Annotated in this window: 9 protein-coding genes; 7 read left to right on the top strand and 2 right to left on the bottom strand. The window is 71.1% G+C overall.

The features are described 5' to 3' along the window. The first annotated feature begins 15 nt into the window (after window positions 1-15). The gene (locus LIV37_RS21895) at window positions 16-3,915 is read left to right on the top strand and encodes a DNA-directed RNA polymerase subunit beta' (RefSeq protein WP_020869299.1); all 3,900 of its coding nucleotides are present in this window, start codon (window positions 16-18) and stop codon (window positions 3,913-3,915) included. 102 nt (window positions 3,916-4,017) lie between these two features. Here the strand turns inward: LIV37_RS21895 and LIV37_RS21890 are convergent, their stop codons facing one another. Further along, a complete protein-coding gene (locus LIV37_RS21890; RefSeq protein WP_121824648.1) occupies window positions 4,018-5,598 on the bottom strand; it encodes an FAD-dependent oxidoreductase in 1,581 nt (526 codons plus the stop codon). Window positions 5,599-5,928: 330 nt separating this feature from the next. On the opposite strand from LIV37_RS21890, the gene LIV37_RS21885 reads away from it, so the two are divergent. The 5 genes from LIV37_RS21885 (at window position 5,929) to LIV37_RS21865 (ending at window position 13,536) form a co-directional block, all read left to right on the top strand. Continuing rightward, window positions 5,929-7,461, top strand: coding sequence for an FAD-dependent monooxygenase (locus LIV37_RS21885; RefSeq protein WP_020869297.1), 1,533 nt, complete (start codon window positions 5,929-5,931; stop codon window positions 7,459-7,461). 92 nt (window positions 7,462-7,553) lie between these two features. Then, window positions 7,554-8,147 (top strand): hypothetical protein, encoded by a 594-nt coding sequence (locus LIV37_RS21880; protein WP_020869296.1) that lies wholly within the window; start codon window positions 7,554-7,556, stop codon window positions 8,145-8,147. A gap of 43 nt (window positions 8,148-8,190) precedes the next feature. Continuing rightward, complete coding sequence (locus tag LIV37_RS21875; protein ID WP_020869295.1) at window positions 8,191-9,003, top strand: hypothetical protein; 813 nt, start codon at window positions 8,191-8,193, stop codon at window positions 9,001-9,003. A gap of 13 nt (window positions 9,004-9,016) precedes the next feature. After that, window positions 9,017-12,241 (top strand): non-ribosomal peptide synthetase, encoded by a 3,225-nt coding sequence (locus LIV37_RS21870; RefSeq protein ID WP_020869294.1) that lies wholly within the window; start codon window positions 9,017-9,019, stop codon window positions 12,239-12,241. An 80-nt stretch (window positions 12,242-12,321) separates the two neighbouring features. After that, window positions 12,322-13,536 carry a cytochrome P450 gene (locus tag LIV37_RS21865; protein WP_121825339.1) on the top strand — a complete coding sequence of 405 codons (1,215 nt, stop codon included), beginning with the start codon at window positions 12,322-12,324 and terminating at the stop codon, window positions 13,534-13,536. 74 nt (window positions 13,537-13,610) lie between these two features. Here LIV37_RS21865 and LIV37_RS21860 read toward each other — a convergent pair whose 3' ends face one another. Then, entirely contained in the window at window positions 13,611-14,492 is an 882-nt protein-coding gene (locus LIV37_RS21860) for a TIGR03621 family F420-dependent LLM class oxidoreductase (RefSeq protein WP_121824650.1), read from the bottom strand. Window positions 14,493-14,828: 336 nt separating this feature from the next. Between LIV37_RS21860 and LIV37_RS21855 the strand changes: the two genes are divergently transcribed. Beyond that, a complete protein-coding gene (locus tag LIV37_RS21855; RefSeq protein WP_121825340.1) occupies window positions 14,829-23,282 on the top strand; it encodes a type I polyketide synthase in 8,454 nt (2,817 codons plus the stop codon). The last annotated feature ends 13 nt before the right edge of the window (window positions 23,283-23,295 follow it).

Below are 23,295 nucleotides of genomic sequence, written 5' to 3'. Positions count from 1 at the left end.
AGGGATTGACGACAAGTGCTCGACGTCAACTTCTTCGACGAGCTGCGGATCGGCCTCGCCACTGCTGACGACATCCGTCAGTGGTCCCACGGTGAGGTCAAGAAGCCGGAAACCATCAACTACCGCACCCTGAAGCCCGAAAAGGACGGACTCTTCTGCGAGAAGATCTTCGGCCCGACCCGGGACTGGGAGTGCTACTGCGGGAAGTACAAGCGCGTCCGCTTCAAGGGCATCATCTGTGAGCGCTGCGGTGTCGAGGTCACCCGCGCCAAGGTGCGCCGTGAGCGGATGGGCCACATTGAGCTGGCCGCTCCCGTCACCCACATCTGGTACTTCAAGGGCGTCCCCAGCCGTCTGGGCTACCTGCTCGACCTCGCCCCGAAGGACCTCGAGAAGGTCATCTACTTCGCCGCCTACATGATCACGTGGGTGGACGAGGAGCGCCGCACGCGCGACCTGCCCTCGCTGGAGGCCCACGTCTCCGTCGAGCGCCAGCAGATCGAGCAGCGCCGCGACGCGGACCTCGAGGCCCGCGCCAAGAAGCTGGAGGCGGACCTCGCCGAGCTCGAGGCCGAGGGCGCCAAGGCCGATGTGCGCCGTAAGGTGCGCGAGGGCGCCGAGCGCGAGATGAAGCAGCTGCGCGACCGTGCCCAGCGCGAGATCGACCGTCTCGACGAGGTGTGGAACCGCTTCAAGAGCCTCAAGGTCCAGGACCTGGAGGGCGATGAGCTGCTCTACCGCGAGCTGCGTGACCGCTTCGGCACGTACTTCATGGGCGGCATGGGTGCCGCGGCGCTGCAGAAGCGCCTGGAGTCCTTCGACCTCGACGAGGAGGCCGAGAAGCTCCGCGAGATCATCCGGACCGGCAAGGGCCAGAAGAAGACCCGTGCGCTCAAGCGCCTGAAGGTCGTCTCCGCCTTCCTGCAGACCCGGAACAGCCCCAACGGCATGGTGCTGGACTGCATCCCGGTGATCCCGCCGGACCTGCGTCCGATGGTGCAGCTGGACGGTGGCCGCTTCGCGACCTCCGACCTGAACGACCTGTACCGCCGTGTGATCAACCGGAACAACCGCCTCAAGCGTCTCCTCGACCTCGGTGCCCCCGAGATCATCGTGAACAACGAGAAGCGGATGCTTCAGGAGGCCGTCGACGCGCTGTTCGACAACGGCCGCCGCGGCCGCCCGGTCACCGGCCCCGGTAACCGTCCGCTGAAGTCCCTCAGCGACATGCTGAAGGGCAAGCAGGGCCGGTTCCGTCAGAACCTGCTCGGTAAGCGCGTCGACTACTCGGCCCGTTCGGTCATCGTCGTCGGCCCGCAGCTCAAGCTGCACCAGTGCGGTCTGCCCAAGGCCATGGCGCTGGAGCTCTTCAAGCCGTTCGTGATGAAGCGCCTGGTGGACCTGAACCACGCGCAGAACATCAAGTCGGCCAAGCGCATGGTCGAGCGCGGCCGCACGGTCGTGTACGACGTGCTCGAAGAGGTCATCGCCGAGCACCCGGTGCTGCTGAACCGTGCGCCCACCCTGCACCGCCTCGGTATCCAGGCGTTCGAGCCGCAGCTGGTCGAGGGCAAGGCCATTCAGATTCACCCGCTCGTCTGCACCGCGTTCAACGCGGACTTCGACGGTGACCAGATGGCCGTGCACCTGCCGCTGTCCGCGGAGGCGCAGGCCGAGGCCCGCATCCTGATGCTGTCCTCGAACAACATCCTCAAGCCGGCCGACGGCCGTCCGGTGACCATGCCGACCCAGGACATGGTGCTGGGCCTGTTCTTCCTCACCACCGACGAGGAGGAGCGCGAGGTCCGCGGTGAGGGCCGGTCCTTCGGCTCGGCCGCCGAGGCGATCATGGCGTTCGACACCCGGGAGCTGTCGCTCCAGGCGAAGGTCGACATCCGCTTCCCGATCGGCACGGTTCCGCCCCGCGGCTGGACCCCGCCGGTGGCCGAGGAGGGCGAGCCCGACTGGCAGCCCGGTGACAGCTTCCGGCTGCGCACCACGCTGGGCCGCGCGCTCTTCAACGAGCTGCTGCCCGAGGACTACCCGTTCGTCGACTACTCGGTGGGCAAGAAGCAGCTCTCCGAGATCGTCAACGACCTCGCCGAGCGCTACCCCAAGGTCATCGTCGCGGCGACCCTGGACAACCTGAAGGCGGCCGGTTTCCACTGGGCCACCCGCTCCGGTGTCACCGTCGCCATCTCCGACGTGGTCGTGCCCGAGGCCAAGAAGGCCATCATCGAGGGCTACGAGGCGCAGGACGAGAAGGTCCAGAAGCAGTACGAGCGCGGTCTGATCACCAAGGACGAGCGCACCCAGGAGCTGATCGCGATCTGGACCAAGGCGACCAACGAGGTCGCCGAGGCGATGAACGCGAACTTCCCGAAGACCAACCCGATCTTCATGATGGTCAACTCGGGCGCGCGCGGAAACATGATGCAGATGCGTCAGATCGCCGGTATGCGTGGTCTGGTGTCCAACGCGAAGAACGAGACCATCCCGCGGCCCATCAAGGCGTCGTTCCGTGAGGGTCTCTCCGTGCTGGAGTACTTCATCTCCACCCACGGTGCCCGTAAGGGTCTCGCCGACACCGCCCTGCGTACCGCCGACTCGGGTTACCTGACCCGTCGTCTGGTGGACGTCTCGCAGGACGTCATCATCCGCGAGGAGGACTGCGGCACCGACCGCGGCCTCAAGCTGGCGATCGCGTCCAAGGGCGCGGACGGCGTGCTCCGCAAGACGGAAGACGTCGAGACCAGCGTGTACGCGCGCTGCCTCGCCGAGGACATCGTCGTGGACGGGAAGGTCCTGGCCCCGGCCGGTACCGACCTGGGCGACGTGCTCATCGACGAGCTGGTCCGCCACAACGTGGAGACGGTCAAGACCCGCTCGGTGCTCACCTGCGAGTCCGCCGTCGGCACCTGCGCCATGTGCTACGGCCGCTCGCTGGCGACCGGCAAGCTGGTGGACATCGGCGAGGCGGTCGGCATCATCGCCGCGCAGTCCATCGGTGAGCCCGGCACCCAGCTGACGATGCGTACCTTCCACACCGGTGGTGTGGCCGGTGAGGACATCACCCAGGGTCTGCCGCGTGTCGTCGAGCTCTTCGAGGCCCGTACGCCCAAGGGCGTCGCCCCGATCTCGGAGGCGGCCGGCCGCGTCCGGATCGAGGAGACCGAGAAGACCAAGAAGCTCGTCGTCACCCCGGACGACGGGTCCGACGAGACGTCGTACGGCGTCTCCAAGCGATCCCGTCTGATGGTGGGCGAGGGCGACCACGTCGAGGTCGGCCAGCCGCTGACCGTGGGTGCCATCAACCCGCACGACGTGCTGCGCATCCTCGGCCAGCGCGCCGTCCAGGTGCACCTGGTGGGCGAGGTCCAGAAGGTCTACAACTCGCAGGGTGTGTCGATCCACGACAAGCACATCGAGATCATCATCCGGCAGATGCTGCGCCGTGTGACGATCATCGAGTCCGGCGACGCGGAGCTGCTGCCGGGCGAGCTCGTGGAGCGCTCGCGCTTCGAGGGTGAGAACCGTCGTGTGGTCCAGGAAGGCGGCCACCCGGCCTCCGGCCGGCCGCAGCTGATGGGTATCACCAAGGCCTCGCTGGCGACCGAGTCCTGGCTGTCGGCGGCGTCCTTCCAGGAGACGACCCGGGTGCTCACCGACGCGGCGATCAACGCCAAGTCGGACTCCCTGATCGGCCTCAAGGAGAACGTGATCATCGGTAAGCTCATCCCGGCCGGTACGGGCCTGTCCCGCTACCGCAACATCCGGGTCGAGCCGACCGAGGAGGCGAAGGCCGCGATGTACTCGGCCGTCGGCTACGACGACATCGACTACTCGCCCTTCGGTACGGGCTCCGGCCAGGCCGTTCCGCTGGAGGACTACGACTACGGTCCGTACAACCAGTAAGGCTGGTATCGCTCACAGGGCGGTCACCCTTCGCGGGGTGGCCGCCCTGCGGCGTTTCCGGCGGTTTCCGGCTCTCGCGCGGGACGGTCGTGGGGCGGGGCCTCAGTGGGAGACGGCGGCTTCCGGGGCGGCCTCGGGCTGCGGCGGCGTCGGCCCCGGCGCGCCGAACCAGGTCTCCAGGGCATCCGTCAGGCGCTCCGGCGCGGTGTCGTCGGAGGCCGCGGCCGCCCAGCACACATAGCCGTCGGGGCGTACGAGGACCGCGTCGGCCGGGACGTCCGGCAACGCGGCGGCGGTCACCGCGTCGACGCGGCCCGTCCATGCGGTGGCCTGCGTGGCCCACCGCCGGGTGGCGTCGGTGGTGAGCAGCAGGCCCCGGCCGGACCGGAGCAGCGTGCTCATCGGCCGTTCGGCGCCGTCCACCGAGAGGTCGGGGTCCGGCATCCGGGCACCGGTCAGCTCGTCCGTGCCGCCTCCGGGCATCGGGTAGCGGATGTCGAGACCGGAGACCATCCCGGCGAGGTAGTGGCTGACCGGTCCCATCCGCAGCAGCCGGACGAAGATCGCGCGCAGTCCGTCGTACTCCTCGGACGGGTTGGTCAGCACGGCCTGGGCGCGGGTGTTCTCCACGACGCTCTCCCCGATGGGGTGCCGTTCGCCGTGGTAGCTGTCCAGCAGGCCGGCCGGGGCCCAGCCGGCCACCTCGGCGGCGAGTTTCCAGCCCAGGTTCATGGCGTCCTGCACACCGAGGTTGAGGCCCTGTCCGGCGGCGGGCAGATGCACATGGGCGGCGTCGCCGGCCAGCAGCACCCGGCCCCGCCGGTAGTGCTCGGCCTGGTAGGCGGAGTCGGTGAACCGGGAGAGCCAGCGGATCTCGTCGACCTCCACCGCGTCGCCGTACCGCAGCCGCACCGAGTCACGGACCTCGGCCGCGGTCACCGGCTGGTCCGCGTCGGTCTCGCCGCGCCCGTAGATCCCCCACACCACGCGGTAGAGCCCGTTCTGCAGCGGGACCAGGGGCCAGGTCATCCGGTCCTGGTGCGCCTTGTCCACGCCCAGCAGGTCCCGGATGGACTTGGGGCGTTCGCCCAGCGCGTCGGCGCCCTTCTTCAGGGTCACATCGGCGACCACGCCGGAGAAGGCGGTCCTGGTGCCGGGGAAGGCCACGCCCAGCCGTTTGCGCACGGCGCTGCGGCTGCCGTCGCATCCGACCACATAGCGGGAGCGCAGCCGGACGGCACCGTCCGGGGTGGCCACCGTGGAGGTGACCCCATCGGCGTCCTGCTCGAGGTCCACCAGTTCGTGGGAGCGGCGCACCTCGATGCCGTAACGGGCGGCCAGCGTCTCCTCCAGCACGCCTTCCACCCGGTCCTGCGGGATGATCACGCCGTAGGGGTGGCGGCTGCCCCAGCCGAGGTAGTTCATCACGACCGGCAGTCCGGCGAAGTGGGCGTCGGGCACCTGGGTCAGGGAGCGTTCCAGCACGGCGCCGAGCAGTCCGCGCATGTCGAGCACCTCGACCGTGCGCGGCTGCAGGCCCAGGGCCTTGGAGTGCTCATTGGGGTCGGCCAGTTTGTCGATCACGATGACGCGCACACCGGCGAGGGCGAGTTCATGGGCCAGTGTGAGCCCGGTGGGGCCGCTGCCGACCACCACGACGTCCGTGGACTGTGCTGTGCTCATCATCGGCTCCTCGACGCATCGCTGAGAATATCCGCCAATACTGCCGAGCACTATATTTCTCCACCGGTGTGAAACGGCAAGACGATGTCCTTCAACTCGCCCCGGTGATCGGATAGTTAGGGGCGGTAAGGGTAACGGTAGGGGGTTGATCGGGACCCCGCCCGGTCCATAGCGTAAGGGCCGCTCGAAGCATCTCTCATTCCCCGTGAATTACCTGACACGGGCCGTGGAATTCGCGTTGCGCGGTTGATTCGCCAGCGCGATTCACCAGGGCGATTCACCAGGGCGCCGATTCGCGGACATGCCGACTCACGAGCAGCAAGGAAGCGTATGGACACCGACGTGATCGTGGTGGGGGCGGGGGCCACCGGGCTGATGGTGGCGGCGGAACTCGCGCTGGCCGGCGTCCGCCCCGTGGTCCTGGAGACCCTCGGCGCCCGCAGTACGCAGTCCCGGGCGCTCAACCTGCACCCTCGTACCTCGGAGATCCTGGAGGCCCGCGGGCTGCTGGCGGACCTGCTGGAACATCAGATCGTGCTCGGCACCCCGGCCCACAGCTTCTTCGGGGCGCTGCCCGTGCCGCTGGACTGCCATCCGTGGCGCACCCGCCACCCGTACCAGATCGGGGTCCTGCAGACCCGGGTCGAGGAGCGGCTGGAGGGGCGCCTGGCCGAGCTCGGCGTCACGGTGTCCCGGGGCCACGAGGTGACCGCCGTGGAGCAGGACCCCGACGGTGTCACCGCCACGGTGCGCACGGCCGGGGGCGGGCGCCGGTTCCGGGCGCGCTACCTGGTGGGCTGCGACGGCGGCCGGAGCCCGGTACGGAAGGCGCTGGCCGCCGACTTCCCCGGCACGGACGGTACCCAGCTGTTCGTCGCCGCCGATGTGGTCCTGGCCCGTCCGCCCGAGCGGTGGCACGCGGAGCTGGACCCCGAGCGCCAGCGCCACCTGCGGCTGCTGCCGGGCAACAGCATGGCCGGGGTGGTCCCGGTGCCCGGTGGCCGGCTGATGTTCTCCCTGCGGGCACTGGAGGACGGCGTCCACCGGCTGAGCTTCTCCGGCCCGGCCGTCCAGCGCGTCCCGCGCGAGGAGCCGGTCGCCGAGGCGGAGATCCGGGAGGCGATCCGTACGGCCTGCGGACTGGACAGCGAGCTGAAGGAGGTCCGCTGGGCGTCCCGGTTCAGCGACGCCTGCCGTCAGGTGGAGCACTACCGGCACGGCCGGGTGCTGCTGGCCGGCGACGCGGCGCACATCATCGTGCCGCTGGGCGGCCAGGGGCTGAACCTCGGTCTCCAGGACGCGTTCAACCTGGGCTGGAAGCTGGCCGCCGAAGTGGGCGGGTGGGCCCCAGCCGGTCTGCTGGACACGTACCACACCGAACGGCACCCCGCCGCGGCCGTCCTGCTCAGGGAGGCACGGGCCCAGTTCTCGCTGCTGGACGGCGGACCGGAGCTGACGCCGCTGCGGGAGGTCCTGATCGAGCTGCTGGGCCTGCCCGAGACCAACCGGCACCTCGCCGGTGTCGTCTCCGGCCTCGGACTGCGCCACCCCGCGCCCGTCGACGCGCACCCCCTCGTCGGCCGCCGGCTGCCGGACCTCGACCTGCGCACCGCGGACGGGCCGCTGCCCGCCCACCGGCTGCTGGGCGGCGGCCGTGGGGTCTTCCTCGACCTCTCGGGGGCCCCGGCGGACGAGGACGTCGTCGGCGCGTGGGCGCACCGGGTGGACATCCGGGCGGCGACCACGGCCGAGGACATCGGTGCCCGGCAGGTGCTGGTGCGGCCGGACGGCCATGTGTGCTGGGCCGACGACCGCGAGCGGCTGGCCGAAGCGCTGGGCCGGTGGTTCGGCGCACCGCGCTGAGGCACGCCCGGCGGCAGACCACGAGGAATACCCCGACCACGATCCCACCGTATTCGTTCCGCAATTCCCCGCCTTCCGAAAGGACATGGAAAATGACGTCCACGGTTTCCACCGACGGGCCGGTCTACCGTGAGTACAAGGGTTTCCGGGTCAATGACGACATCGTCGCGGATTTCATCGGCGTACCGGCGGTGATCACCCCGGGTGAGACGATCGAATTCTCGGTCTTCTACACGAACCGGGGCCGTTTCGCCTACCCGGACACCGGGCTCAACCTGGTCATCTGGTTCTCGGACCGGGACGATCTGCGCCGGGAGGACTTCAAGCTCTTCTACAAGGTCAGCCGCGCCGATTGGCAGGAGCAGGACCCCGCGAACTGCTGGGACCCGCAGTTCCCCGCCGAGGGCGGCGTCCACATCGCCTGCCGGCTCAGCGGGCCCGACGGCGGGATCCTCAGCAAGCCCGACGGTACGGTCCCGCTGCCGGAGGTCGAGTCGGTCACCGCGCATGTGCGGCTGGCCTTCCGCAAAGGGGTCACCTCCGAGCACGCGGGCATCTTCGCCCTGCCGGGCATGCTGGACGCCCCCGGCGACAAGTCGATCATCCCCGGTCTGTTCGGCAATGTCTTCGGCCGGCTACAGCAGGCCAGCTTCCGGCTGGGCGAGGGCCCGTCCTCCCTCTACTGATCCGATCTCCGCCTTCCACTGACCTTCGGCTCGGGAGTGCCTCATGGCGGCAACCAACAGCTGGCGAACGCTCAAGGAGGGGGCCGACGGCCTCGTCCTGGCCATCGACTACCCCTTCACCGGCCGGCCGGAGGCCGGTTTCCCCGAGCTGGCCCCGCAGCTCGACATCGACTACGCGCTCTGGGAGTCCGTGCCCCCGGGCACGGGGAACGAGACGGCGCTGACCGCGGACGGCTATCTGGACCGATGGCACGCGGACGTCCGCACGGGCGGCCTCCCCGTGCGGGCCGTGTTCGGCTTCTGCGCGGGCAGCGTCTACGCGGCGGCCCTCGCCGACCGGATCACCGCCGAACAGCCCGAGGCGCCGCGGGTCATCCTGTTCGACCCCGAGTCGCCGAACGCGGTCACCGTCTACTGGCAGTTCCACAAGGTGATCGAGGGGCTGGGGGTGGTGCTGCGGCCCGAGGAGGTGGCCGAGGCCCAGCAGGCGGGCCAGCGCGTCAGCGACGGTGCCACGGACCTGGGACGCCTGCGGGACCAGCTGCTGGGCGTGTTCGGCGAATGGGCCGGGGTCGCCTTCGACCGGGCGGGTCTCGACGAGGTCCGCCGTGCGGAGTTCACCGCGACGGTCACCGCGTTCATGACCTATCTGGTGGCCGCCGCCGGGATCGACACCCGGGAGGGCTGGCCCGGTGCCACGGCGATCAGCTCCACCACGTCCACCAACGGGCTGAACCTGCTGCCCGAGGCCGAGCGGCCGGCGAAGGTGGCGCGCGAGATCCGCTTCGACCTGGCCCATGCCGATCTGCTGCGGTCCGCCGACGTGGCGAAGACCGTGGCGGATCTGCTCCGTTGAGAGGACACACCTGATGCGGACACGGACGGACCCGGGCCCCAGCGGCACCGGAAGGGCGCCGCGGCCGGAACCGGTCACCCGGAAGGAGGAGGCGCTGTGGCTGCTGGAACGGCTGGTCCCCGGCGCCGCCGTGAACAACCTGTCCTTCACCTTCAGGGTGCGCGGCGGCCTGGACCGGTCCATCCTGCGGGCGTCCGTGACGCTGCTCGTGCGACGCCACGAGACGCTGCGCACCGTGTTCCACGCCGGCGACACGGGGCTGACCAAGGTCGTCCTCGACGTCGATGAGGCCGGTGCGGAGGTGCTCACCGTACCGGCCTCGGGCGATCCCGAGCAGGCGCTGACCTCCTTCGTGGCCATGCCGTTCACCTTCGACGGCCGGCCGCTGACGCGCGTCGGGCACCTGCCGGGCGACGGTGAGGACATCGTCTGCCTGGTCCTGCACCACCTGGTCTTCGACACCATCTCCGCGGGCATCCTCCTCGGCGAGCTGGTCGAGGTGTACACCGCGCTCGCCGCGAACCGGCCGCCCGACCCCGCTCTGCTGGAGCCGGTGCCGGCGTTGCGGGAGGCGGAGCCGACCGCCGAGAGCCTCAGCTACTGGCACCGGCAGCTCCAGGGCTTCGATCCCTCCAGGCTCGAGCTGGCCTACGGCAGGCAGGAGGCCGCCGGTTCGACCCTGGCCGGTGGCCAGCTGACCGTCACCGTGCCCCGCCGGGTCCGGGCGGCGGTGGACCGGCTGCGCACCGAACTGAACACCTCCGAGGCCGTCGTCCTGCTCGCCGCCTACGGTCTGTTGCTCGCCCAGCACGGGGCCGGGCCGGACCTGGCCGTGGGCACGATGGTGAATGTACGGGGCCGCTCCGCGCCCGGCGCGATCGGCTACCACGTCAACGTGGTGCCCCTGCGGCTCACGGTGGACCCCGACGACAGCTTCCGGGAACTGGCCCTGAAGGCCGGGCGGGTCTTCCTCGACGGCATCGCCCACGCCGACGTGCCGGTGGACAGCCTCTACAACGAAGTAGCCCGAGAGGGCGGCGCGTGGCGCAACAGCCTCTTCCGGCACGTCTTCAACTACGTGCCGGGTCTGGGCCTGCCCGACTTCGAGATCGGCGGCCTGGCCGCCGCCCCCATGGTCGTCGAGATCCCGTACAGCAAGTTTGACCTGGAGTTCTTCGTCATGTCGACCGACGAGGAACTGCGCTTGCGCATCGTCTACAGCGACGATGTGTTCACGCGTGACGAGGTCGCCGCGCTGCTGGGGCGCTACGAGGTGCTGCTGTCGTCCCTGGCCGAGGACCCCGGGCAGCCCCTCGGCGGGGCCGTGGCCTGGAGCGAACGCGACCACGCCGTGATCGACGCCGCCGGTCAGCCCCCGCCGGACCGGCCCGCGCCCTCCGTGCTCGCCGGAGTGCGGCGGACCGTCGCGAGGACACCGGACGCGGTGGCCGTCGAGGACGCGGACGGTCCCCGGACCTACCGGGAGCTGTGGGACTCGGCCCTCGCCGTCAGGAGTGCGCTGCGCGACCACGGCATCGGCGACGGCGATGTGGTCGCGCTGATCGCACCACGCTCGGCCGCGCTGGCCGCGGCCGTGCTCGGCGTATGGCTCACCGGCGCGGTCTACCTCCCCCTGGACCCCGACCACCCCGCGCACCGCCTCGCGTACCAGCTCGCGGACTCCGGGGCGAAGGCGGTTCTGGCCGGGGACGGGTCCGTGCCCGCACCCGAAGGGGTTCCGGTGCTGCGCCTGGCCGACCTGAACACCCGGCCCGCCACCGGCAGTGACCCTGCTTCCGGCGCCGACTCCGCGCTCGGCACCGGCTCCGACCCCCGCACCGGCTCCGACCCTCGCACTGACCCCGACCCTCGCACTGACCCCGACCCTCGTACCGGCTCCGACCTGGGCGCCGATCCCGATCCGGCCCGCGCCGCCTACCTGATCTACACCTCAGGCTCGACCGGACGGCCGAAGGGAACCCTGGTTTCCCACGGCAACCTCACCAACGTGGTGGGGCACTTCGCCGATGAACTCCGGGCCCGGCCGGGTGAGACCACGCTGTGGCTGACCACCTTCAGCTTCGACATCTCCGCCCTGGAACTGTTCCTGCCGCTGGTCACCGGCGGGCGCCTGGTGGCCGCGCCGGACGCCGCACGGTCCGACGGCCGCGTCCTGGCCGATCTGCTGCGGGACCACCGGGTCGACATCGTCCAGGCCACCCCGACCACCTGGCGGCTGGTGACCGACGACTGCGCGGACCAACTGGACGGGCGGCGCGTCCTGTGCGGCGGCGAACCGCTCCCGTCGGCGCTGGCCGCCCGGCTGGCCGCGACCGGCTGTGAGCTGCGCAATGTCTACGGACCGACGGAGACCACCATCTGGTCGACATCCGGCCTGGTCGAGCCGGGCCCCGGGGGCCCGGTGCACGTCGGCCGGCCGATCCGTGACACCCGGGTGTTCGTCGCCACCCCCGACGGTGCGGAACTGCCGGTGGGCGTGCGGGGCGAGTTGTGCGTCGCCGGCGGGGGAGTGGCCATCGGCTACCACCGCCGCCCGGAGCTGACCGCCGACCGGTTCCGGGAGCACCCCCGCCACGGGCGCTACTACCGCACCGGTGATCTCGCCCGGTGGCGGGGAGACGGAACGCTGGAGGTGCTCGGCCGCGTCGACCGGCAGGTGAAGCTGCGGGGCAACCGGATCGAGCTGGGCGAGGTGGAGAGCGTGCTCCTCGGCCACCCCGCCGTCCGGGCGGCGGCCGCCCTGGTCGTCACGGGTGAGGCGGGCGACGCCCGGCTGGTGGCGTTCCTCCTCGCCGAGGACGTCCCCGGCCTGGTCAACCAGGTCTGGGAGCACGCCCGCAGCAGCCTCCCGGCCCCCGCGGTCCCCGGGGAATTCCTCCTCGTCGGCGCCCTGCCCACCACCGGGAACCACAAGGTCGACTATTTGGCGCTGGCCCGCCGGATACGGGACCGCGACCAGGAACGGGCCGAGCCGTCCGCGGTCGAACCGGAGGACAAACTCGTGGGGAAACTCATCGACCTGTGGCAGGACGTGCTCGGCCGTACCGATCTGCACGCCCATTCCAATTTCTTCACCAGTGGCGGCCATTCCCTGCTGGCGGCGAAGCTCGCCCAGTCCGTCGAGGAACGGCTCGGCGTACGTCTCCAGCTCGCCGAAATCTTCACGAGGCCCAGCCCGGCCCAATTGGCGGAATTCCTGCGGTCCGGCGGTGAATGACCGGGCCGGACATCCCCTCCGCGGTGGGGAATGCGTCCCCGCGGAGCGCCGATTCGTTCCACCGACGTCAGGACACCATGATGAGCGAGACCGTAACGGCAGCCACCGAAGAGGAAACCTTTTCCTTTCCCCAGCAGCGCACCTGTCCCTACCGGCCGCCCGCCGGCTACTCGGCGCTGCGGGACCACGGGCCCCTGGCCGAGGTGACCCTCTACGACGGCAACACCGCCTGGCTGGTCACCCGGCACGCGGACGCCCGTCGTCTGCTCACCGATCCCCGGGTGTCCTCGGAGCGGGCCAGCGACGGATTCCCGATCATCACCCCCCGTCTGCTGGGTGCCCGCTGGTTCCGCACCCTGGTCACCATGGACGGCGAGGAGCACAGCATGTACCGCCGCATGCTGATCCCCGACTTCACGGCCAAGCGGACCAAGGCCATGCAGCCCGACGTCGAACGGATCGTCGACGACTGTGTCGACCGCCTGCTGGCGGCCACCCCGCCCGTCGACCTCATCCAGGACTTCGCCTCGGAGCTGTCCTCCCGGGTCATCTTCCATCTGCTCGGTGTCCCCACCGAGGACCAGGCCACCTTCCAGGAACGCAGCGTCCGGCTGCTGCGCGCCGCCGACTCCGAGGAGTCCGAGGGCCCGCTGGGCGAACTCGTCGCCTACATGGACCAGCTGGTCTCCTCCAGGGGCGCCGGGACCGGCACCTGGCTGCTGGACCGGCTGTCCGTTGAGGAGGTCGCCAAGGGTGAACTGGACCGCGGCGACCTCATACGGATGGCCGTGCAGCTCCTGGTCACCGGTCAGGGCACCACCGCGCAGATGATCGCCCTCGGCATGGCGACCCTCCTGGACCACCCCGACCAGCTCGCCTCGGTGCGCGCCGACCCGGACACGATCCCCGCCGCGGTCGACGAGCTGCTGCGCTATCTGACCATCGCGGACATGGCGGGCCTGCGCGTCGTCACCGAGGACATCGAGTTCCACGGCCGGGTCATCCCGGCCGGCAGCGGCCTCATCATGCCCTACGCCCTGCTCGACCACGACCCCGAGACGTATCCCGAACCGGACCGCTTCGATGTGCACCGAGAACCCCACCAGCACTTCGCCTTCGGCTTCGGGCCGCACAACTGCCTGGCGCAGGGCCTGGCCCGGATGGAACTGGAAGTGACCTTCCGGGCGCTGCTGCGCAGGGTCCCCTCCCTGCGTCTGAAGAAGCCGCTGAAGGAGCTGCGGGTCCGCGAGGCGGCCGATATGCAGGGTGTCTACGAACTGCCGGTCACCTGGTGACTCCCCGCTCGTGACGGAGGTGGCCCCCGCCGGGACCGGCGGGGGCCACCTCCGTCACGAGCGGGCCGCGCGGCTCATTCCCCGCCGAGCGCCTCGATCACCGGGGCGAAGGTCTCCAGCCACGGCTCGTGCACGGTGAGATAGCGGAAGCCGAACCGGTCGGCCCAGGACCGCACCTGGGCGGCGATCTGGTCCACGCTGCCGAGCAGCACGGCCGGCGCGGCGCGGAACTCCTCCAGGGTCAGATCCGGCGTCCGCTCGTGCCAGCGGCGGGTCTGGCCGTCCCGGTCATCGGTGATCACGACGTCCCGGACCAGGATGTTCAGTTCCACCTCGGCCGCCCGCGCACCGGCCGCCGAGCGGAAGAAGGCCACCCGCTCGTCGAGGGCCTCGGCGGTCAGGATCCGGAACCCCTGCGGCGCGGGGCCCTTCGTCAGCGCGGAGAACCCCACGATGTCCGCGTGCCGGGCGGCCAGCCGTAGCAGCCGGTCGCTGTTGCCGCCGAGGAACAGCGGCGGACGAGGGCGCTGGATCAGGGCGTCCGCCCGCACCGCCTCCTCGTACGCGCCGGACAGGGCGTCGATCGTCCGCTCCAGGTGGTCGATCCGCTCGGCCAGCGGCCGCCAGGGGAAGCCCGTCGCCTCGAACTCCTCCTTCCGGTGGCCCGCGCCGAGCCCGACCTCCAGCCGCCCGTCGGTGAGCTGATCAGCGGTCACGACGTCCCGGCCCAGCAGTGTCGGGTTCCAGAAGGAGGTGTTGAGGACGAAGGAGCCGATCCGTGGCCGCTCCGTCGCTCCGGCCGCCGCGACCATCGCGGAGAACGGCGCGGGAAATCCGAGGTGGTCCGGCACCAGAATCACGTCGTACCCGAGACGCTCCGCCTGGCGGCATTTCTTGTTCCATTCCTCGCGTCCGCCCACCGAGTGCATCGCGACACCGAAACGAAAAGATCCCATGCATTCCTCCTCTTGCGGCCACGGACGTTCGTTTTAAGGGCCAGCGTGGAGGAAGGCGGTCCGCCCAGGAAGCGCCGGAAAAAGATCTAGGGGTGAATAGGGGGCGGCCTTGGGGTTGGAGCGTTTCCCACACCTCACTAATTTCCGATGCGATGGGGAAGAAGGCAGTGGCCCGGCAGTGATGAGTGAGGACAACTCGCATCGGCATTCGGCAGCAGCCGTGGACGAAGGGGGCCGTGAGGCGTGAACAGCGAGCACGCGTCGGGCGAGGACACCACACCCGACGGCACACCTGACGGCACAACCGACACCACACCTGACGGCACACCCGACGCCATAGCCGACGGGACACCCGAGGCCATAGCCGTGGTCGGCCTCGCCTGCCGCCTGCCGCAGGCCCCGGACCCCTCGGCCTTCTGGCGGCTGTTGCGCGAGGGCACCGACGCGATCACCGAGACTCCCCCCGAGCGCCGCTCCCCGGCGGCGCCGGCCGACCGGGTGCGGCGGGGAGGCTTCCTCGACCACCCCGACCGGTTCGACGCGGGCTTCTTCCGGATCTCCCCCCGCGAGGCCACCGCGATGGACCCCCAGCAGCGGCTGATGCTGGAGCTGGGCTGGGAGGCGCTGGAGGACGCCGGAATCGTCCCGGACCTGGCCGCCGCCGGACGGACCGGTGTCTACCTGGGCGCCTTCTCGGACGACTACGCGACCCTGTTCCACCGGGGTCCGCACGAGGCCGGGGAACACACCCTCACCGGGCTGAGCCGGGGGATCGTCGCCAACCGGATCTCCTACGTCCTGGGACTCAGCGGCCCCAGTCTGGTGGTCGACACCGGGCAGTCCTCCTCCCTGGTCGCCGTCCACCTCGCCTGCCAGAGCCTGCGCCGGGGCGAGACGGACCTGGCATTGGCGGGCGGGGTCAACCTCATCCTCGCCCCGGAGAGTTCGGACGCCACCGAGAAGTTCGGGGCCCTCTCACCGGACGGCCGGTGCTTCACCTTCGACCACCGGGCCAACGGCTATGTGCGCGGTGAGGGCGGCGGCATGGTGGTGCTCAAGCCGTACGCGGCCGCCCGGGCCGACGGCGACCACGTCTACTGCCTCATCCGCGGCAGCGCGGTCAACAACGACGGCCCCGGCGCCGGACTGACCACTCCCACGACCCGCGGTCAGCAGGAGGCCCTGCGCGGGGCCTGCCTCGATGCCGGTGTGCGCCCCCTTGACCTGCAGTACGTCGAACTGCACGGCACCGGCACGAGGGTCGGCGACCCGATCGAGGCCCGGTCCGTGGGCACGGTCCTCGGCACCGCCCGCCCGGCCACTTCCCCGCTGCCCGTTGGCTCGGCGAAGACGAACGTCGGACACCTGGAAGCGGCAGCGGGCATCGTCGGCCTGATCAAGACCACCCTGGCCATCGCACACGGTGTACTGCCGCCCACCCTCAACTTCGAACGCCCGCACCCCGACATCCCGCTGGACGAGCTGAACCTCCGAGTCCAGACCGCCCTGGGGCCCTGGCCGGACCCGCGCCGCCCACGGATCGCGGGCGTCAACTCCTTCGGCATGGGCGGCACCAACTGCCATGTCGTCCTGGCCGAGCCCCCCGGCGGGGCGGCCGCCCGGCGGGAAGCCGAACCCCCGGAGGAGCCGGCGGACGTACGGCCCCCCGTCCTGCCCTGGATCCTCTCCGGCCGGACCGCACCGGCCCTTCGCGCCCAGGCCGAGCGGCTCCGCACCCACCTGGCCGACCACCCGGAGCTGCGCCCGGTGGACGTGGCCAGTTCGCTGGCCACCACACGGGCCGCGCTGGAACACCGCGCTGTGCTGATCAGCCCCGGTGGAACCAGGGAAGCCGCCCATGGGCTCGGGCTGCTCGCGGCGGATGAGCCCTCCGCGGAGGTGGTCCGGGGCGTCGCGGACGAGGGGCCGCTGGCTTTCCTGTTCGCGGGTCAGGGGTCGCAGCGGGTGGGGATGGGGCGGGGGTTGTATGAGGTGTATCCGGTGTTCGCGGAGGCGTTTGATGAGGTGTGTGCGGGGTTTTCGCTGCCGGTGAGGGATGTGGTGTTCGGCGGGGATCAGGGGGTTCTGGATCGTACGGAGTTTGCTCAGCCTGCGTTGTTTGCGGTTGAGGTGGCGTTGTTCCGGTTGGTGGAGTCGTGGGGTGTGGTGCCGGATGTGGTGTTGGGGCATTCGGTGGGTGAGTTGGCGGCGGCGTATGTGGCGGGGGTGTTTTCGCTGCGGGATGCGTGTGGGTTGGTGGAGGCGCGGGGTCGGTTGATGCAGGGGTTGCCGTCGGGTGGGGCGATGGTGGCGGTGGAGGCGTCTGAGGCGGAGGTGTTGGAGGGCTTGCCGGAGGGTGTGGATGTGGCGGCGGTCAATGGTCCGGTGTCCACGGTGGTGTCGGGTGTGGCGTCGGTGGTGGATGTGGTGGCGGCTGAGTGGGAGGCGCGGGGTCGGCGGGTGCGTCGGCTGCGGGTTTCGCATGCGTTCCATTCGTGCCTGATGGAGGGGGTGCTGGAGGATTTCCGGCGGGTGGCGGAGTCGGTGGAGTACGAGGCACCGAGGATTCCGTTGGTGCTGAATGTGTCGGGTCGGGTGGGTGTTCCGGGGGGTGCGGAGTACTGGGTCCGGCACGTACGGGAAGCGGTGCGGTTCCACGACGGTGTCCGTGCTCTGGAGGCCGAGGGCGTGACCACGTTCGTGGAGTTGGGTCCGGACGGGACCTTGTCGGGGATGGTCCAGGACGGTGTGTCCGGGGCCGGGGTGAGCGTTCCCGTGCTGCGCCGCGACCGGCCTGAGCCGGAGACGTTGTGGCGGGCGGTGGCCACGGCCTATGTGCGGGGTGTGCCCGTCGACTGGTACGCGGTCTTCGCCGGTAGTGGGGCCCGCCGCGTTCCCCTGCCCACCTACGCCTTCCAACGCGAGCGCTACTGGCTGGGCGATCCCGCCGAAAGCGAGGCCCCCGCCGAGTCGGCCGTGGAGCCCGCCTCGCTCGCCAGGAGGCTCCATGGCAGGTCGGCGGATGAGCAGGAACGGATCGTCCTGGACTTGGTGCGCGCCCATGCCGCCGCGGTGCTCGGACACAGCACACCCCAGGACATCGACCCGGGACTGTCCTTCAAGGACCACGGCTTCACCTCGGGCACCTCCGTCGAACTGCGCAACGCCGTCAACGAGGCCACCGCCCTCACCCTGCCGAGCAGCCTGCTCTTCGACCAGCCCACCCCACTCGTCCTGGCCCGGCACATCCGCGACCAGCTCCTCGGCGCGCCAGGCGGTGTGCCGTCCCCCCAGGCCGCCGTGGCCCCGGCGGGCGGCAACCCGGTGGACGGGGACCCGGTGGTGATCACCGCGATGGGCTGCCGGTTCCCGGGCGGGGTGAGCTCCCCGGAGGACCTGTGGAAGCTCGTAGCCGACGAGGTCGACGCCATCAGCGGCCTTCCGGCCGATCGCGGATGGAGCCCCGACGAGCTGTACGACCCCGAGGGCGGCGGGCTGGGCACGTCGTATGTGCGGGAAGGCGGTTTCCTGACCGGGCTCGGCGACTTCGACGCGGAGTTCTTCGGGATCAGCCCGCGTGAGGCGCTGGCCATGGACCCGCAGCAGCGGCTGCTGCTGGAGGTGGCCTGGGAGACGTTCGAACGGGCCGGGATCGATCCGTCCTCGCTCCGGGGCAGCCGGACGGGCGTGTTCATCGGCGCCACCGCCCAGGAGTACGGGCCGCGCCTGTACGAGTCCGACGAGGACGCCGCCGGGTATCTGCTGACCGGGACCACCACCAGCGTGGCCTCGGGCAGGGTCGCCTACACCTTCGGCCTCGAGGGCCCGGCGCTGACGGTGGACACCGCCTGCTCGTCGTCGCTGGCGGCCCTGCACCTGGCGAGCCGGGCACTGGCGAACGGCGAATGCGAGCTGGCGCTGGCCGGTGGAGTCACCGCCATGGCGGCGCCGGGCATGTTCGTGGAGTTCAGCAGGCAGCGGGGGTTGGCTGCCGATGGGCGGTGCAAGGCGTTCTCGGCGTCGGCGGACGGTACGGGGTGGGCGGAGGGTGTGGGTGTGTTGTTGGTGACGCGGTTGTCGGAGGCGCGGCGGCGTGGGCTTCGGGTGTTGGCGGTGGTGCGGGGTAGTGCGGTGAATCAGGATGGTGCGTCGAATGGTTTGACGGCGCCGAATGGTCCGTCGCAGCAGCGGGTGATCCGCGATGCCCTTGCGGGTGCGGGGCTGTCGCCGGGTGAGGTGGACGCGGTCGAGGGGCATGGGACGGGGACGTCGCTGGGTGATCCGATCGAGGCGCAGGCGTTGTTGGCGACGTATGGGCAGGGGCGTGCGGTTGATCGGCCGTTGTGGTTGGGGTCGTTGAAGTCGAATATCGGGCATGCGCAGGCGGCGGCGGGTGTGGCGGGTGTGATCAAGATGGTGTTGGCGATGGGGCATGGGGTGTTGCCGAGGACGTTGCATGTGGATGAGCCGTCGCCGCATGTGGACTGGTCGTCGGGTGGGGTGTCGCTGTTGACGGAGGCCCGGGAGTGGCCGGAGGTGGACGGCCGTCCGCGCCGGGCCGGGGTGTCCTCGTTCGGGGTCAGCGGGACCAACGCGCATGTGGTTCTCGAGCATGCGCCGGCTGATGATGCCGAGGCCGTGGAGGGACCGACGCCGGACGGGCCGGTGGTCTGGGCCGTGTCGGCGAGGAGCGCTGAGGCGTTGCGTGCTCAGGCCGTACGGCTGGCCGCGTTCGTGGAGGGTGAGCCGGAGCTTCGGCCCGTCGATGTGGGCTGGTCGCTGGTCACCACGCGGGCGGCGCTGGACTGCCGTGCCGTGCTCGTCGGGCGGGGCCGGGCGGACTTCCTCGATCAGTTGCGTGGCCTTTCGCCGTCCGGGACCCCGGGTGGGGTGCGGGCTGACAGGCGGTCGGTGGTGGTGTTTCCGGGGCAGGGGTCGCAGTGGGTGGGGATGGCGGTGGAGTTGTTGGGGGTTTCGTCGGTGTTTGCGGGGCGGATGGCGGAGTGTGAGCGGGCTTTGTCGGTGTATGTGGATTGGTCGTTGGTGGGGGTGTTGGAGGACGGGTCTGCGTTGGGGCGGGTGGATGTGGTGCAGCCGGTGTTGTGGGCGGTGATGGTGTCGTTGGGGGCGTTGTGGGAGTCCTTTGGTGTGGTGCCGGGTGCGGTGGTGGGGCATTCGCAGGGGGAGATTGCGGCGGCGTGTGTGGCGGGTGCGTTGTCGTTGGAGGACGGGGCGCGTGTGGTGGCTTTGCGGAGTCGGGCGTTGAGGGTGTTGGCGGGTGGTGGGGGCATGGTGTCGGTGGCGGTTTCCGCTGATGAGGTTGGTTTGCTGTTGGAGCGGTGGGGTGGCCGGGTGGGGGTGGCGGCTGTCAATGGGCCGTCCTCGGTTGTGGTGTCCGGGGATGGGGAGGCGTTGGATGAGGTGGTGGCCGAGTGCCGGCGGCGGCGGGTGCGGGCGCGGCGGATCGAGGTGGATTACGCCTCCCATTCGGCGCATGTGGATCAGCTCCATGAGGAATTGCTGGACCGGTTGCGTGGGCTGAAGCCTCGGCCGTCCCGGGTGCCGTTCTTCTCCACGGTGACGGGCGACTGGATCGACACCGAGCAGCTGGATGCGGAGTACTGGTATCGGAATCTGCGGGAGACGGTGCGTTTCGCGACCGCGACCAAGACGCTCCTCGATGACGGTTTCGATGTGTTCATCGAGGCCAGTGCGCATCCGGTGCTCGCGGTCGGGGTGCAGGAGAGCATTGACGCGGCGGGTGCGGGGGCTGTGGTTTTGGGGTCGCTGCGCCGTGACGATGGCGGGCTGGATCGGTTCCTGCGGTCTGTGGGGGAGGCGTATGTCCATGGTGTGGCGGTGGACTGGTCCTCGTTGTTCGGGGGTGCGCGGCGGGTCGAGTTGCCGACGTATGCCTTCCAGCGGCAGCGCTACTGGCTCGACGCGCACGGTGGGCGCCAGGACGCCGGCAGCCTGGGGCTCGCGCGGGCGGACCATCCGTTCCTGGGGGCCGCCGTCGATCTGCCCGGTGACGGTGGTCTCGTCCTCACCGGGCGGCTGTCGCTGTCGTCCCATCCGTGGCTGGCCGACCATGCGGTACTCGGCAGTGCGCTGTTCCCGGGCACCGCCTTCCTGGAGCTCGCCGCGCACGCCGGGCGGAAGGCCGGATGCGCTCTGCTTGAGGAGCTGACCCTCGAAGCGCCCCTTGTGCTCTCCGCGACCGGCGGTCTGGCGCTGCACGTACGGGTGTCGGCGCCGGACGACGAGGGCCGCCGGTCGGTGGAGATCCACAGCAGGTCACAGGAGGCCCCGCCCGAGACGCCCTGGACCCGGCACGCGGCCGGTGTGCTGGCGGTCTCCACGGACCCGGCGGACATGGTTCAGATGGCCACGGCCCCTCCGGCGGACGCCTGGCCGCCACCCGCCGACCGCGCGCCGGTGGACGTGGCGGGCCTGTACGACGCCCTGAGCGAGACCGGCTACCACTACGGACCCGCCTTCCAGGGGCTGAGCGCGGTGTGGCGGGCCGGGGATGAGGTGTTCGCCGAGACGCGGCTGCCCCAGGGCCTGGAACCGGCCTCCTTCGGCCTCCATCCCGCGTTGTTGGACGCCGCGCTGCACGCGGTCCTCCTCGACCCCGCAGGCGACCCCGCAGGCGCCCCCGCAAGCGACCCCGCAGGCGCCCCCGCAAGCGACCTCACCGGCGACCCCGCGGACCGGGCACCGGACGTCCGGCTGCCCTTTGCCTGGACCGGTGTCTCACTGCGGCCCACGGCCGCGACCGCCCTGCGGGTACGGATGTCACCGGCCGGTCCGGAAGCGGTCAGGCTGGTCGTCACCGACGAGGCGGGCGAGCACATCGCCACCGTCGAGTCCCTGGCGCTGCGCCCCGTGTCGTCCGAGGAGCTGCGCGCCGACCGGAGGGATCCGGCCGAGTCGCTGTACGGGGTGGAGTGGTCGTCGGCGGCCCTGCCCACCGGGCCGTTCGGCGACTCCCCGTACGCCGTGCCCGACGGCGGTGAGCTGCCCGCCGCGGCACACACGCCATCGGTGGTGACCGCCGCCCTGACCGGCGCCGGCCAGGGCGGCCCGCGGGCCGTGCACGACCTGACCGAACGGGCACTGGAGCTGGTGCGGCAGTGGCTCGTGGACGAGGAACGGCCCGCCGCCTCGCGGCTGGTGATGGTCACCCGCCGGGCGGTGGGCGTCCGCGCGGACGAGGAGATCGCCGACCTCGCCGGGGCCGCCGTATGGGGTCTCGTCCGCTCGGCGCAGTCCGAGCACCCCGGCCGCTTCGTCCTGATCGACGTGGATGGCGCCGAGGAGTCCGAGTCGGCCCTGGCCGCCGCGATCGCCTCCGGTGAGCCGCAGCTGGCCCTGCGCTCCGGCGTGGCCTACGGACCCCGGCTGACCAGGGTCGCAGCGGCCGGTACCGGTGCGGCAGCGCCTCTGGACCCCCAGGGCACGGTCCTGATCACCGGCGGCACCGGGGCCCTCGGCGCGCTGGTCGCCCGCCATCTGGTCACCCGCCACGGAGTCCGCCGCCTGCTGCTCACCGGCCGTCGCGGCGCGCAGGCACCCGGCGCGGCGGAGCTGGTGGCCGAGCTCGCCGAACTGGGCGCCGAGGCACGGGCCGTGGCCTGTGATGTGGCCGACCGGGACGCCCTGGCCACCGTACTGGCCGGGGTCCCGCCGTCCCACCCACTGACCGCCGTCGTGCACGCCGCGGGCGTACTCGACGACGCCGTCGTCACCGCGCTCACCCCCGAGCGGCTGCACGCCGTGCTGCGCCCCAAGGTGGACGCGGCCTGGCACCTCCATGAGCTGACGGCGGGCCAGGATCTGGCCGGGTTCGTCCTGTTCTCCTCCGTCGTCGGCACGCTCGGCGGCGCGGGCCAGGGCAATTACGCGGCGGCCAACACGTTCCTGGACGCCCTCGCGCACCATCGGAGCGCTACCGGGCGGGCCGGGCAGTCCCTGGCCTGGGGGCTGTGGGAGGAGGTCGGCGGCATGACGGGACACCTGGACGAGGCCGATCGGCGTCGGATCGAACGCCACGGCATGATCCCGTTGTCCCGCCGCGACGGCCTGGAGCTGTTCGACCTCGCGCGGGCGAGTGGCCGCCCCTTGACCGTACCGGCGCATCTGGTGGCCGGGGCCCTGCGCACCCATCCGTCGCCGCTGGTGGCGGGGGTGGTGCCGGGCGCGGCGGTGACCGCCGCGCCCGCACCGGACCAATCGCTCGCCGGGCGGGTGGCCGGGCTGGCACCGGAGGAGCGGGAGCGCGTGGTGCTGGAGTTCGTACGCGCCCAGACCGCCGCCGTGCTGGGGCATGACACACCGGAGGCGGTCGACGAGGAGCAGGCGTTCAAGAAGCTGGGGTTCGACTCGCTGACCGCGGTCGACCTGCGCAACCGCGTCACCGCGGCGAGCGGGCTGGCGCTGCCGGTCACGGTGGTCTTCAACCATCCCACGCCCGCGGCGCTCGCCCGCCACCTCCTCGATGAGCTGTGCGCGGAGGAGGGCACGGGGGCCGATCTGGTACTGGCCGAACTAGACCGGGCGGAGCGGGCGTTCGCCGGGGTGCCGTCCGGCGACGGCCGCCGCGCGGCGGTCACCGCGCGGCTGCGCGCGATGCTGCGCACATGGGACGAAGCCGTCGGCCCGGACCTCGACGGCCCGGACGGTTCCGGGGACGGGGACCTCGACGAGGACGGGGACGGGGACCTCGGCGCGGCCACTGACGAGGCCATGTTCCAGCTGATCGACAAGGAGCTGGGGCTCCAGTGATCCGCCACGCGCC

The organism is Streptomyces rapamycinicus NRRL 5491, from assembly GCF_024298965.1.
Classification (GTDB): domain Bacteria; phylum Actinomycetota; class Actinomycetes; order Streptomycetales; family Streptomycetaceae; genus Streptomyces; species Streptomyces rapamycinicus.
The sequence above is the reverse complement of the archived record's forward strand: the minus strand, read 5'-3'. Positions and strand labels throughout refer to the sequence as shown.